The sequence below is a fragment of the Acetobacter sp. DmW_043 genome (genome assembly GCF_002153485.1).
Taxonomy (GTDB): Bacteria; Pseudomonadota; Alphaproteobacteria; order Acetobacterales; family Acetobacteraceae; genus Acetobacter; species Acetobacter thailandicus.
The window spans coordinates 141,039-153,269 of the sequence record NZ_JOMN01000027.1; the positions used below are offsets into that span (position 1 = coordinate 141,039).

The following is a 12,231-nucleotide window of genomic DNA, read 5'->3' on the forward strand; positions in this document are numbered from 1 at the left end:
GGGTTGACCTTTCTGGTGTCTGACGTCATGTGTTTGAAACAGGACTCAAAAGGTCTTTTATCAGGTGGCAGAATATAATGCTAAAAATATCCCGTCTGGCTGACTACGCTGTTGTGATCCTCGTTACTCTCGGGGGGCAGGAGGGTGTAGTGACTTCGCCTTTTCTTGCAACACAGACCGGTGTTCCGGAGCCGACAGTGGCCAAGGTGCTTAAAATGCTGGCTTCAGGCGGGTTGGTTACGTCTCAGCGAGGGGCCAGAGGAGGGTATCGTCTCTCTCGTCCATTGTCTGAAATTTCGGTAGCCAGCGTTATTATGACAGTTGATGGACCTATAGCGCTAACAGCATGTGTCGACGGAGGAGAGTGTGATGCCGGGGTCTCCTGTCGGATGTGTGGAAGCTGGGATGCAATGAACAGTGCGATACGTGACGCTCTGGAGAAGATTTCTCTGGATGTGATGCAAAACAGTCGATCGAAAGAATTCGTTATATCTGCATTTTCAGGCAATGAGATGCCGACAAAAACGATGAGGCAATGTGGGGGATCTGAACAATGCCGGCAGTGACAGAGACTCGCGAGGCAGTAGAAAAGCTTGGCCTTTCGTCCTACAAATGGGGTTTCGAAACCGACATTGATATGGATGTCGCGCCAAAAGGTCTGAACGAGGATATTGTTCGCCTGATTTCAGCGCGAAAAGAAGAGCCGGAATGGATGCTTGAGTGGCGTCTGGCTGCTTTTCGTTCATGGTTACAGATGAAAGAGCCTGAGTGGGCTAAGGTCTCACATCCTCCGATTGACTATCAGGATGCGCATTACTACGCTGCGCCAAAAAAGAAGCCAGGCCCGAAATCTCTTGAGGAGGTCGATCCGGAGCTGCTCAGAACATATGAGAAGCTGGGTATCCCTCTGCATGAGCAGGCTATGCTGGCAGGCGTTGAAGTGCCTGAGGGTGAACAGGCCCGCATGCCGGTTGCCGTCGATGCCGTGTTTGACAGTGTCTCGGTTGTTACGACGTTTCGTAAAACGCTTGAGGAGGCAGGGGTTATTTTCTGCCCTATTTCTGAAGCGATTAAAGAACATCCAGAGCTGGTTAAAAAATATCTTGGTACCGTGGTGCCGGTTGGTGATAATTTCTTTTCAGCGCTGAATTCTGCTGTGTTTACAGATGGTTCTTTCGTGTATGTGCCCGAAGGGGTGCGGTGCCCGATGGAGCTTTCAACTTACTTCCGTATTAACAGTCGTAATACCGGGCAGTTTGAACGCACATTGATCATTGTTGAAGACAGAGCTTCCGTTTCGTATCTTGAAGGGTGCACAGCCCCGATGCGTGATGAGAACCAGCTTCACGCCGCTGTTGTTGAACTGGTCGCGATGGAAGATGCCTCGATCAAATACTCAACGGTGCAGAACTGGTATCCGGGTGATGAGAACGGACGTGGCGGCATTTATAATTTTGTGACCAAGCGTGGCGCCTGCCGCGGAGCACGGTCTAAAATTTCGTGGACGCAGGTAGAAACAGGCTCAGCAATTACCTGGAAATATCCTTCCTGTATTCTCCAGGGCGAAGGCTCTGTCGGCGAGTTCTACTCAGTCGCGGTTACCAATAATCATCAGCAGGCTGATACCGGCACGAAGATGATCCATATTGGTAAGAATACCCGTTCGACAATTATTGCGAAAACTATCAGCGCAGGTAACTCAGACAGTACCTATCGCGGTCTTGTCAGGGTGCAGCCAAAAGCATCGGGCGCGCGCAACTTTACACAGTGTGACAGCCTTCTTATCGGTGACCAGTGTGGTGCACATACTGTGCCTTATATTGAATGCCGCAATGCACAGGCGCGTATTGAGCATGAAGCAACAACCTCTAAAATTTCTGAGGATCAGCTGTTTTACTGCCGTCAGCGCGGGCTTTCAGAAGAAGATTCTGTCGGGCTCATCGTTAACGGGTTTTGTCGCGATGTGCTGAAAGAGCTGCCTATGGAATTTGCAGTTGAAGCACAGAAATTATTACAGATCAGCCTTGAAGGCAGCGTAGGGTAAGAGGGGCACGATATGAGCCAGTTTTTGGATATTTCCGGCCTGAATGCCCGGATTGATGCAGACGGTCAGGAAAAAGAAATTCTGCGTGGTGTGGACCTTGTTATCCCCCCGGGTGAAGTTCATGCCATTATGGGGCCAAATGGTTCCGGCAAATCAACCCTGTCCTATGTGCTCGCCGGGCGTGAAGATTATGAAGTAACCTCAGGGAGTGTCAGCTTCCAGGGGAAAGATCTTCTTGAAATGGAGCCCGAAGAGCGCGCTGCTGCCGGGCTGTTTCTGGCATTCCAGTCTCCTGTTGAGTTGCCTGGGGTGAATAATGCAAACTTCCTGCGTACAGCAGTAAATGCCGTGCGCCGTGCGCGTGGGCAGGAAGAGCTTGATGCGGTTAATTTTCTTAAAACCGTTCGTGCCGCAGCTAAAGAGCTGGGTATGTCTCCGGACATGCTTAAGCGTAATGTCAATGTTGGTTTCTCTGGTGGTGAGAAAAAACGTAACGAAGTGTTGCAAATGACCCTTTTGCAGCCGTCATTCGCTATTCTTGATGAGACAGACAGTGGCCTTGATGTTGATGCACTGCGTATTGTGGCTGAGGGTGTGAAGCGCCTGCGCTCTCCTCAGTTCTCAGCACTGGTTATTACCCATCATCAGCGTCTGCTTGAATATATTGTGCCTGATCGTATTCACGTTATGGCAAAAGGGCGCATCATCCATTCCGGTGGTCCTGAGCTGGCACAGCAGATTGACCGTGAAGGTTATACCAAATTTCTGGCGGAGGCAGCGTGAGTGATATGTCTGCACCATTAGCGGTAACGCTTGAGCCGTTTCGCAAACAGCTCGAGGGTGTTTCCGGTCAGCAGCAGAAAACCGCGCTTGAGGCTTTGCATCACACGGGTCTGCCTGACCGCAGAGTAGAAGACTGGAAATACACAAGCCTGCGTTTTCTTGCAGGCACCGTGTTTCATAAGCCTGGTAAAAATTACGACAGTGCAAAGGCCCGTGCAGCACTTGCCGCTCTTGGGCTGGCAGAGGGCGCCGTAGCTGAGCTGCCTCGCCTGGTTTTTGTCAATGGTCATTTTGTGGCTGATCTGTCCGTGACTAAAGGGCTTTTTGCATGCTCCTTCTACACGGCAGATAAAGCTGAACCCGGTTCTCTTGTTCGCTCTGACCGTGAGCCACTGGCGGCTCTGAATACAGTTCTGGCCGAGAACGGTGTTGTGATTTCTGTGCCCGAAGGCATTGATGCCGGTCAGGTTCTGCTGGTTTCTCTGGGGCAGGCAGATTCTGATGCGGTGTCATATCACCCTCGTCACAGTGTACATGTTGCAAAGGGCGGAAAATTATCTTTGCTGTCAGTGCAGGCGGGTGAGGGACATTATCTGCATAACCCGGTAACAGAGGTGTTTGTCGCCGCTGAGGCTGAGCTGCGTCACGTCACGCTTCAGGCTGAAAGCGATGCTGCGGCTAATTTATCAACGCTTTATGCCCAGATTGAAGAGCGCGGTAATTATGACAGCTTTGTCGTAGGGATTGGTGCGGCTCTGTCTCGTCATGAAGTGCATGCGTGTCTCGCGGAATCTTTTGCCCAGGTCCATATCAATGGCGTGCAGAGACTGGCTCAGACACAGCATGGCGACATTACGAGTGTTATTACCCATGCTGCACCTGACTGTATCTCGCGGCAGACAGTTCGTAATGTGCTTGATGACCGTGCACGTGGTGTTTTTCAGGGTAAGGTTCTGGTTGAACAGATTGCTCAGAAAACAGATGGTTATCAGATGAATCAGGCGCTGCTCCTTTCCGGGCAGGCAGAGATTGATGCTAAACCACAGCTCGAAATTTATGCTGATGACGTCAAATGTAGCCACGGTGCGACCGTAGGTGCGCTTGATGATGACCAGCTGTTTTACATGCGCAGTCGTGGGGTGCCTGAGGGTGAGGCGCGTCAGATTCTGATTGATGCTTTTCTTGAAGAGGTTCTTGAACTGATCGGGGATGAAACAGCACGTGAGGTTTGCAAAACCGTTATAGCGCGCCGTTTTCCCGTCAGTGAAGAGGGGGCGTAAATGTCAGCTGATCAGGTTATAAAAACGCACGCTGCGTTCAATAGTCAGCATATTCGCGAGCAGTTTCCGATCCTGAAGGAGACTGTTCACGGGCGCCCGCTGGTCTTTCTTGACAGTGGTGCCTCAGCGCAGAAGCCAGCCAGTGTGATTGATAGCATGGTGCACACCATGCGTACGCAATATGCTAACGTGCATCGTGGTCTGCACTGGATGAGCGAGCGGGCAACAGAAGCCTGTGAAGCAGTCAGAGACCAGGTGGCCGCTTTTCTTAATGCGCCATCACGTGATGAGATTATTTTTACTAAGAACAGCACCGAAGCTATTAACCTCGTAGCATATTCCTTTGGTGCTTTGCTTAAACCCGGTCAGGCTGTTGTGATCTCTGAAATGGAGCATCATGCAAACCTGGTTCCCTGGCAGCTGTTACGTGATAGAGCCGGTATTGAGCTGCGGGTTGCTCCGATTACAGATGATGGAGACCTTAATCTGACTGCTCTGCAGGCTTTGCTGGCAGATGGAAAGGTTGCTCTTGTTGCCATAACGCATATGTCGAATGTGCTGGGCACTGTGACACCTGCAAAGCAGATTGCAGACATTGCACATGCTGCCGGTGCACAGGTGCTGTTTGACGGCAGTCAGTTTGCGGTGCACCGCAAAACAGATGTGCAGGATATCGGGGCTGATTTTTATGTCTTTACCGGCCATAAACTTTATGGCCCCACCGGTATTGGTGTGCTGTGGGGACGCTCAGAGCTGCTGAATGCTATGCCGCCTTTTATGGGTGGTGGCGATATGATTTCAACCGTTTCGTTCGAACGTTCAGAGTGGGCTGCTCTGCCTTATAAGTTTGAAGCCGGTACACCTGCTATTGTTGAAATTGTCGGGCTTGGTGCCGCTATCTCGTGGGTTGAAGCTATCGGTATGGAGGCAATTACTGCCCATGAAGCACAGCTGACAGGCTATGCTCTGAAGCGTCTTGCTGATGTGCCAGGCCTGCGCGTGATCGGGAAGCCCAAAGATCGTGGCGGGGTTATTTCTTTTGTGATGGATGATGTTCATCCTCATGATATGGCGACCCTGCTTGACCGTAACGGTATCGCGATCAGGGCCGGGCATCATTGTGCAGAACCGCTGATCAGGCGTCTGGGGCTTACAGCTACGGCACGTGCCAGCTTTGGTGTTTATACCACCGAAGAAGACATAGATGCACTGGCAGATACTCTCATTAAAATACGGGATTTCTTCGTGTGACACACACCGGAGATGTCGCGGCCCTTTATGATGAGCTGATAGTCGGGCGATCACGCCAGCCACAGTTTAATGGTCACCTGGAAAACCCGCAGGCTACAGGTGAAGGGCGTAATCCTCTCTGTGGTGATAAGACACGAGTGGAAATTGGTGTTGAAGAGTACCATATCAGTGCTGTAAGGCATGTGACCAGAGGATGTGCAATTTGTCTGGCTGCGGCTGATCTGATGGCCGAGCGTGTCACAGGTTTAAAAAAAGCCGAGGCGCTGACTGTTGCTCAAAAATTTTCTGCCATGCTGGTTGGGGACGAGTCTCACTCTTCATCTGGTACGGAAGAAACGGAACTTGGTATTTTAACTATTTTTTCCCCTTTGCAGTCACATCGGGCGCGTATCCGGTGTGCTGAGTTACCATGGGTTGCTTTAAAGGAGGCGCTTTCTCATGTCGATATCTGAAAAAGTGCAGGAGTCAGTGCCTGAGGCTGCCGATGAGGCTGTGACTGGCCAGGCAGTGCAGCATACGCCTGACAGTGAAGAGCGTGCGAAAGTAGAGAGCTGGTCTCCTGAAGGAGATGATGAGGCATCTCATGCATCTGCCTCTGCCGCACAGGTTGATGAAGATGCGGTTATCAGTGCGATCGCAACGGTTCATGACCCGGAAATTCCGGTTAATATTTATGAGCTGGGTCTGATCTATGCCATTGATCTTTATGATGATGGTAAGGTGAAAATTGAAATGACCCTGACGGCACCTAACTGTCCCAGCGCGCAGGAGCTGCCGCTGCAGGTCAAAGAAGCAGTTGAAAAAGTGCCGGGTGTCGGTGCCGCAACTGTTGATATTGTGTGGGATCCACCCTGGGATATGTCGCGTATGAGCGATGAAGCCCGCCTTGCTTTGAATATGTTTTGACAGAGAGGATGATAATGTCTGCATCACTATCGGCAGCTGGCTCATCACCTAAAAGAGAATTGCCACCTCTTATGCGACTGAGCGAGAGCGCAGCCCGTCAGCTGGAACATTTGTATAATACAGCGCATAGCGGGCAGGTTTTACGTATTTCAGTTACCACACGTGGCTGCTCAGGACAGGCTTACGACATGCAGTTTGTCGAGGGGCCAACCGAAGGCGATGAAGTTGTTAAAGATAAAGGTTTGACTCTGCTGGTTGACCGGAAAGCCGTTCTGTTCCTGATCGGAACAGAAATGGACTTTCGTCAGTCAGACCTGGAGGAGGGGTTTGTGTTTAACAACCCTAACGAGAAAGGCCGCTGCGGCTGCGGCGAGAGCTTCCATGTGTAAAGCTGCAAACCACCTCTGTTTCAGCTGACCACAAAAACTGGTCAATAACTTCAAGGCTGTTCAGGCGATAGCCAGCATCATGCAGGGCTTTTGCGTCTTTCGCCAGGGCAGCCGGGTTGCAGCTGACATAAATAATGTGTTGCGGTTTGCCGGTTGTCAGTTGCCGCATTTGCAGGCCTGCTCCGCTGTGTGGCGGGTCAAGCACAACAACATTAGCGGCTTTCAGTACAGTGCCCATAACAGGCTGCCGGTTGAGGTCGCGACATTCAACGTTAAGCCGTGTGCCACCTGAGACAGCCTTCAGGCAGGCTGCCGCTGGTGCATATCCTTCATAAGCAAAGACCTGATGATGCGCTGCCAGTGGCAGGCTTAGCGTGCCGCAGCCGGCATAGAGTTCGATAATTTTATCCCGTTTACCGATTTTTTTTGGCAGGGCACTAAGTACAGCATCCTGAATCCAGGTTTCACTGGGGGCAGTGGCCTGTAAAAATGCTCCTGGGGGCAGAGCAACCGTTACACCGGCCATCGTATGGTATACCGGACCAGACTGTGCAACGGTCTCATAGGCTTCTGTGCCGCGCTGATACCAGCTGATACGTGGAGCGGAAATAGTGGCCGAGAGACTGGCAAGGCGTGTCCTGTCACCACTGCTGAGTGGACCATCCGTTGTCAGCAGAATATCAAGACCGGATTCGAGCAGGTTAAGCTGTATTTCACCAGCCTGGCGCAGTCCTTCCAGGCTTTGCAGCGTCTGACGAACAGAAGGCAGCGCAGCCATCAGGGTCGGGTGCATAATAGTGCAGCTTGTCAGGTCAATAACCTGATCGCTATTGCGCGCATGAAGGCCAACGAGAACATTTTTGCCATTGCGGCGTATTGCCAGGTCTGCCCGGCGCCGTGAATGGGCCGGCACCTGGCGCTGTGCTGGTACAGGAGTATCAGAAAACCCTGCTTTTTTTAGTGCATAAACAACGCGCTGTGTTTTCCATTCAAGAATGGCGGGCAGGCTCATATGCTGAAGGGTGCAGCCACCACAGGACTGAAACAGGGGGCAGGGTGGCTCAACCCGGTCTGACGCAGGGGTAATGACAGAAACAAGCTGGTATTTCTGCCCTGATACGGGCTGAGCTTCAACTTTTTCGCCGGGCAGAGCGCCAGTAACGTAAAGAGGTTGTCCATCAGGCAGGGCCGCAATCCCATCTCCCTGGGCTCCCAGGGAGTGGATCATGACCTCTACGCTTTTACCGCCGGGTGAGGGCGTATGTTCTGAAGTCACAGTCAGAGTGTCTCTGACGCGGTATTGTCTTCAGAAAATCCCGGTTCAGCGGTTGTGGCAAGCTCAGAGAGAATGGTCGTGCGACGAGGCAGCATCATAAAAGCTGGCACATTCTGACCAAAGCCCGGGACATCATTGCCCTGTGTGGAGGATTGAATCTCCTCGCGCTGGCGGTCGCGTTCCCGATAAGATTTTTTCGGGTTGTATTTCGTTGCGTTCCTGCCTGCGTTGTCCTGCTCAGCTGGCTGTGCAGGGGCATTGCGAGGCGCGGCCTCTTTATTCTGCCGGTCTTTATTGCTCTGAGAATTGCGGCGTGACTGATCCTGCCGGTTCCCACGAGGGGGACGTTTTTCTTCCGACCATTCGAGCGTCTCAATTCCCTCCGGCTTCAGAAGTGGAATGGGCTTTTCAGTTAGCTTTTCAATCGCATCAACCAGAGCTTTGTCATAAGGCGAGGCTATGCTGTAGGCATGACCTGTACGTCCGGCACGGCCGGTACGTCCGATTCGGTGCACATAATCTTCGGCCTGGAATGGAAGGTCGAAGTTAAAGACGTGCGATAAACCGCCAATATCAATGCCTCGTGCAGCGACATCAGAGCAGACGAGAATTTTCAGCTCGTTATTCTTGAATTTTTCAAGAGTGGTAAATCTGGCGCTCTGGTGCATATCACCATGCAGGCATCCGACTGAAAAACCATGCTTGGAGAGCGAGCGCATCAGAATATCAACATCGCGCTTACGATTGCAGAATACAATCGCATTTTGCAGCTCAGGGTCCCTGAGCATCTGGCGCAGCGTTTCGCGTTTGCTGAACTCATCAACAATTACCAGGCCTGTTTCGATCGTCGTAGCGACGGAAGAAGGGCGGGCAACAGTAATCTCTTTGGGTGAATGCAGGAAAGCATCAGCCAGCTTGCGAATGGCGGGAGCCATTGTCGCAGAGAAGAAGAGAGTCTGCCTGTTAGGGGGAAGCAGAGCGACAATTTTCTCAATATCGGGAATAAAGCCCATATCGAGCATTCTGTCTGCCTCATCAATCACCAGAATGCGTGTCTGATTCATGAGCAGCCCGCCTCTGTCGAAGAGGTCGAGCAGACGGCCAGGCGTTGCTATCAGAACGTCAACACCGCGGTTAAGGACCTCTTTCTGGTCAGCCATGCTCTCACCGCCGATGAGGAGTGCATGTGTCAGTTTGAGGTGCTTGCCGTAATTTACAAAATTTTCTGCGACCTGCAGTGCCAGTTCACGCGTTGGCTCAAGAATGAGCGAGCGTGGCATGCGGGCACGGGCACGCGAATCAGAGAGGATTTCAAGCATAGGCAAAGTGAAGGAGGCTGTTTTGCCTGTGCCCGTCTGGGCTACGCCAAGAACATCCTTCGCCATCAGTACAGCAGGAATAGCCTGCTCCTGAATCTGGGTTGGATGAGTATAACCCATCTCCGCAATGGCTTTTAAAATAGGCTCAGACAGACCAAGATCTCTGAAAAGAGTTTTCTTTTCTTCCGGTGCCGTTGCAGCGTCAGCTTCAGGAACAGCCGTCTCAGCTACGGCGGCAGGAAGTTCAGGAGCGGGCTCAGCCACAGTTTCTTCTGCAACGACATCTTCTGCGATGACGACCGGTGCAGACTGCTCAATAGCAGACTGCTCAATAGCAGGCTGCTCAGCTTTTTCAGCTTTAGCCGTTTTTTTGCGAACTGGTGTTTTGCGTGGTTTTGCAGGTGCTTTTTTACGTGCTGGCTTTTTTTCTTCCGCCGTTTCTTCCGCCGCAGATTCCACAACAGCTTCAGCCGCAGGTGCCGCAGCTTTTGGCTTTGTGACACGACGCTTGCGTGCAGGCTTGCTGGCCGGCTCGGTGGTGACTGCGCTGTCATCAGTGGGAGTAACCTCAGGCGTCTCTGTTCCGGTCTCAGCCAGAGTCACAGGGGCGTCTGTATCCGCTTTTTTGCGGGTGCGGGTTACAGTCTTGCGGGTCCGGGCGGGTTTTTGGGCTGTCAATATGCTCTCGGGTTTAAGTCAGTCGTGATTAATCGCACACTAACCGGCTCAAAACTTTACTGTTTGCACTATTTAAGACCAGGGCAAGAGTGAAGAGTTTAAAGCCGGTCGCACGGTGTTCCGATAAAGCGATTTGCACTGAGAATCAAGTTTTCCTGTGCGTTACGATTCGATTAAAGGAAAGGGTGTCCCATTGATGCCACGACAACAGTCAGCAGGCCTAGTGCCACAATGAGCATGATTTGCTTGCGTACAGCATCAAATGTGGCTGGTTGCGGGCGAATGGCGCGGCGTAATTTCTGGTAAGGGCCGCTGAGTATTCTGATGAAAAGAATCGCCATGATCAGGCCGATTGCCTGCATGACGTTAGTTGTCCAGGGGGCGTGTGCAAAACCTCCTTCGTGAATAATCATGAGCCAGCCGGTAATGAGCACAGTCGGCACAATATGTTTCAGCATTTTAAAGAAACGCTGAAGTGTCTGAAGATGCACAGAGCTGCGTTGTGTGTTGTCGAGTAGGCTCAGGCTGGGGCGCAGAACAACTACGGCATAAAAGCCTCCTCCGATCCACACGCAGATACTGATAATGTGCAGAGCGAGGATGAGGCTCCACAAAACAGGGTAAGACATAGAGACTCCGCAGATGCAGGAAACCGCTGAGGGTTTCGTCGTTTTAACCAGTAAGGCCACGTCATTAAGCTGACAGGCAGCCCGTACAGACCTATAATTATGATACTGATTGCCAAGCCAGGCGCTCAGGTGCAAGTGAGTATTCTGTTGTCTGGCGGGATAGAGGAGGCAGTGTTGCCCATATCACGACGTTCGGCTCTCGCTCTTTTTACACCGGCTGAAATGGCGCAGGCTGATCGCCTGGCTCAGGATCTGAAACCGGTTTCTGCCCTGATTGATGCCGCCGGGCGTGCGGTTGCCAGAGCAGTGCGGCGGCATTTCAGGCCGTGCCGTGTGCTGGTTGTGTGTGGGCCGGGCAATAACGGTGCCGATGGCTATGCTGCAGCGCGATATCTCTTCAATGCAGGCTGGCCTGTTGCTGTGGCCTCCTGCCCGGATGGCGGGGGCAGGGCCGAGGCATCGGAGTCTGCCAGGCTTTTTAAGGGGACCCGGGTGCCATTTACGCCAGCTGAAGCTGAGCGGGCCGATCTGGTGATCGATGCAGTTTTTGGTGCAGGTCTGAAGCGTGATCTGGCGAACGATGTATCAGACCTTTTACAGGCAGCGCGTCGCATTGTTGCGATTGATGTGCCTTCGGGGGTTGATGGTGCGACCGGTGCATTGTGTGGAGTTGTATCGCCCGCAGAAATGACTGTCACTTTCGTACGTTTTAAGCCGGGGCATCTGCTTTATCGGGCTCGTAGCCTTATGGGTAAACTGGTGCTGGCAGATATTGGAATGCCTGATGTCGTGCCTGAGCAGGTGGTGCCACGTACCTGGTGTAATGAGCCAGGCTTATGGCAGTTGCCGTTACCGTCCCCTGAGGATCACAAATACAGCCGGGGCGTTGTCAGTATCTGTGCCGGGCATGTCATGCCCGGGGCCGCGCGCCTGTGTGCCGGTGGTGCGAGAGCCGTCGGTGCAGGGCTTGTGCGGGTGGCTGCGGGGAGTGGTGCTTCGGCTTACCGCATGGGCATGCCTGGGCTTGTGATAGATGAAGAGCCGCTTGGTGACCTGATGGCTGATTCGCGACGCAGGGTGTGGGTGTGCGGGCCTGGGCTGACTGAGGCTGAGGCCTTGCAGGCTTTGCCAGTTTTATTGCGCGCAAAGAAAACCATACTGGCTGATGCCGGGCTTCTGTCAGCCTGTGCCGGTGATCCGGAAAAATTACGTGGTGTTGCTGTTATGACGCCACATAGCGGAGAGTTTACCAGATTATTTGGAGCGCCGGAGGCGGACCTGCCAGAACAGGTACGCCGGGCCGCACGTCTGACATGCGCGGTTGTGGTGCTTAAAGGCGCGTCAACGCTGATAGCTGCGCCTGACGGGCGTCTTGCGATTAATAACCACGCGAGTCCTGCGCTGGCAACGGCGGGCTCAGGGGATACTCTTTCCGGGGTTATTGCTGCTTTGCTGGCAGCGGGGATGTCAGCCTGGGAGGCCGCCTGTGCAGGTGTCTGGCTGCATGGTGAGGCAGGCCTGGAGGCTGGATCATGGCCGCTTGCGGAGGATCTGGATCGTTTTCTGGGGAGTGCGCGTGAAAAAGCAGCGCGGCTGCAGATGCTCAGTTCTTTCGATTAATTGCAATCACTCTCTTGCAGAGTGCTTCGCTCTGCGCTAAGTCCACGCAACTTATG

The 12,231-nt window shown here is 52.7% G+C and carries 12 protein-coding genes; 9 read left to right on the top strand and 3 right to left on the bottom strand.

What is annotated here, in order from left to right:
* Positions 1-77: 77 nt before the first annotated feature.
* Genes HK11_RS08910 through HK11_RS08945 form a run of 8 tightly spaced genes read left to right on the top strand, consistent with a single transcriptional unit; the run spans position 78 to position 6,653 of the window.
* A complete protein-coding gene (locus HK11_RS08910; RefSeq protein ID WP_086554992.1) occupies positions 78-566 on the top strand; it encodes an SUF system Fe-S cluster assembly regulator in 489 nt (162 codons plus the stop codon).
* Positions 554-2,044 (top strand): Fe-S cluster assembly protein SufB, encoded by a 1,491-nt coding sequence (gene sufB, locus HK11_RS08915; RefSeq protein WP_086554993.1) that lies wholly within the window; start codon positions 554-556, stop codon positions 2,042-2,044. The genes HK11_RS08910 and sufB overlap by 13 nt, the downstream gene beginning before the upstream one ends.
* A 12-nt stretch (positions 2,045-2,056) precedes the next feature.
* A complete protein-coding gene (gene sufC, locus HK11_RS08920; protein ID WP_086554994.1) occupies positions 2,057-2,827 on the top strand; it encodes a Fe-S cluster assembly ATPase SufC in 771 nt (256 codons plus the stop codon).
* A 5-nt stretch (positions 2,828-2,832) separates the two neighbouring features.
* Positions 2,833-4,107 (top strand): Fe-S cluster assembly protein SufD, encoded by a 1,275-nt coding sequence (gene sufD / locus HK11_RS08925; protein WP_086555048.1) that lies wholly within the window; start codon positions 2,833-2,835, stop codon positions 4,105-4,107.
* Positions 4,108-5,358 carry an aminotransferase class V-fold PLP-dependent enzyme gene (locus tag HK11_RS08930; protein ID WP_086554995.1) on the top strand — a complete coding sequence of 417 codons (1,251 nt, stop codon included), beginning with the start codon at positions 4,108-4,110 and terminating at the stop codon, positions 5,356-5,358. It begins immediately after the preceding gene.
* On the top strand, positions 5,355-5,810 hold the full coding sequence (gene sufU / locus HK11_RS08935) for a Fe-S cluster assembly sulfur transfer protein SufU (RefSeq protein WP_086554996.1): 456 nt from the start codon (positions 5,355-5,357) through the stop codon (positions 5,808-5,810). The genes HK11_RS08930 and sufU overlap by 4 nt, the downstream gene beginning before the upstream one ends.
* A complete protein-coding gene (locus HK11_RS08940) occupies positions 5,797-6,264 on the top strand; it encodes an SUF system Fe-S cluster assembly protein (protein ID WP_086554997.1) in 468 nt (155 codons plus the stop codon). Before sufU ends, HK11_RS08940 begins: the two co-directional genes overlap by 14 nt.
* A gap of 14 nt (positions 6,265-6,278) precedes the next feature.
* A complete protein-coding gene (locus HK11_RS08945) occupies positions 6,279-6,653 on the top strand; it encodes an iron-sulfur cluster assembly accessory protein (RefSeq protein WP_086554998.1) in 375 nt (124 codons plus the stop codon).
* On the opposite strand, the gene rlmD is transcribed toward HK11_RS08945, so the two are convergent.
* The 3 genes from rlmD to HK11_RS08960 form a co-directional block, all read right to left on the bottom strand.
* Positions 6,607-7,929 (bottom strand): 23S rRNA (uracil(1939)-C(5))-methyltransferase RlmD, encoded by a 1,323-nt coding sequence (rlmD, locus tag HK11_RS08950; RefSeq protein ID WP_369822942.1) that lies wholly within the window; start codon positions 7,927-7,929, stop codon positions 6,607-6,609. The two genes, HK11_RS08945 and rlmD, sit on opposite strands and share 47 nt — an antisense overlap.
* 2 nt (positions 7,930-7,931) lie before the next feature.
* Positions 7,932-9,926 (bottom strand): DEAD/DEAH box helicase, encoded by a 1,995-nt coding sequence (locus HK11_RS08955; RefSeq protein WP_086554999.1) that lies wholly within the window; start codon positions 9,924-9,926, stop codon positions 7,932-7,934.
* Positions 9,927-10,099: 173 nt separating this feature from the next.
* Complete coding sequence (locus tag HK11_RS08960; protein WP_086555050.1) at positions 10,100-10,555, bottom strand: hypothetical protein; 456 nt, start codon at positions 10,553-10,555, stop codon at positions 10,100-10,102.
* 222 nt (positions 10,556-10,777) lie between these two features.
* Between HK11_RS08960 and HK11_RS08965 the strand changes: the two genes are divergently transcribed.
* Positions 10,778-12,175 (top strand): NAD(P)H-hydrate dehydratase, encoded by a 1,398-nt coding sequence (locus HK11_RS08965; protein ID WP_086555051.1) that lies wholly within the window; start codon positions 10,778-10,780, stop codon positions 12,173-12,175.
* Positions 12,176-12,231 lie beyond the last annotated feature (56 nt).

Excerpts from the sequence above, each read along its gene's own strand:
- HK11_RS08965 (WP_086555051.1), top strand. The coding sequence starts at position 10,778 with ATGGCGCAGGCTGATCGCCTGGCTCAGGATCTGAAACCGGTTTCTGCC.
- sufB (WP_086554993.1), top strand. The coding sequence starts at position 554 with ATGCCGGCAGTGACAGAGACTCGCGAGGCAGTAGAAAAGCTTGGCCTT.
- HK11_RS08960 (WP_086555050.1), bottom strand. The coding sequence starts at position 10,555 with ATGTCTTACCCTGTTTTGTGGAGCCTCATCCTCGCTCTGCACATTATC.
- HK11_RS08910 (WP_086554992.1), top strand. The coding sequence starts at position 78 with ATGCTAAAAATATCCCGTCTGGCTGACTACGCTGTTGTGATCCTCGTT.
- HK11_RS08930 (WP_086554995.1), top strand. The coding sequence starts at position 4,108 with ATGTCAGCTGATCAGGTTATAAAAACGCACGCTGCGTTCAATAGTCAG.
- HK11_RS08945 (WP_086554998.1), top strand. The coding sequence starts at position 6,279 with ATGTCTGCATCACTATCGGCAGCTGGCTCATCACCTAAAAGAGAATTG.
- sufC (WP_086554994.1), top strand. The coding sequence starts at position 2,057 with ATGAGCCAGTTTTTGGATATTTCCGGCCTGAATGCCCGGATTGATGCA.
- sufD (WP_086555048.1), top strand. The coding sequence starts at position 2,833 with ATGTCTGCACCATTAGCGGTAACGCTTGAGCCGTTTCGCAAACAGCTC.
- HK11_RS08940 (WP_086554997.1), top strand. The coding sequence starts at position 5,797 with ATGTCGATATCTGAAAAAGTGCAGGAGTCAGTGCCTGAGGCTGCCGAT.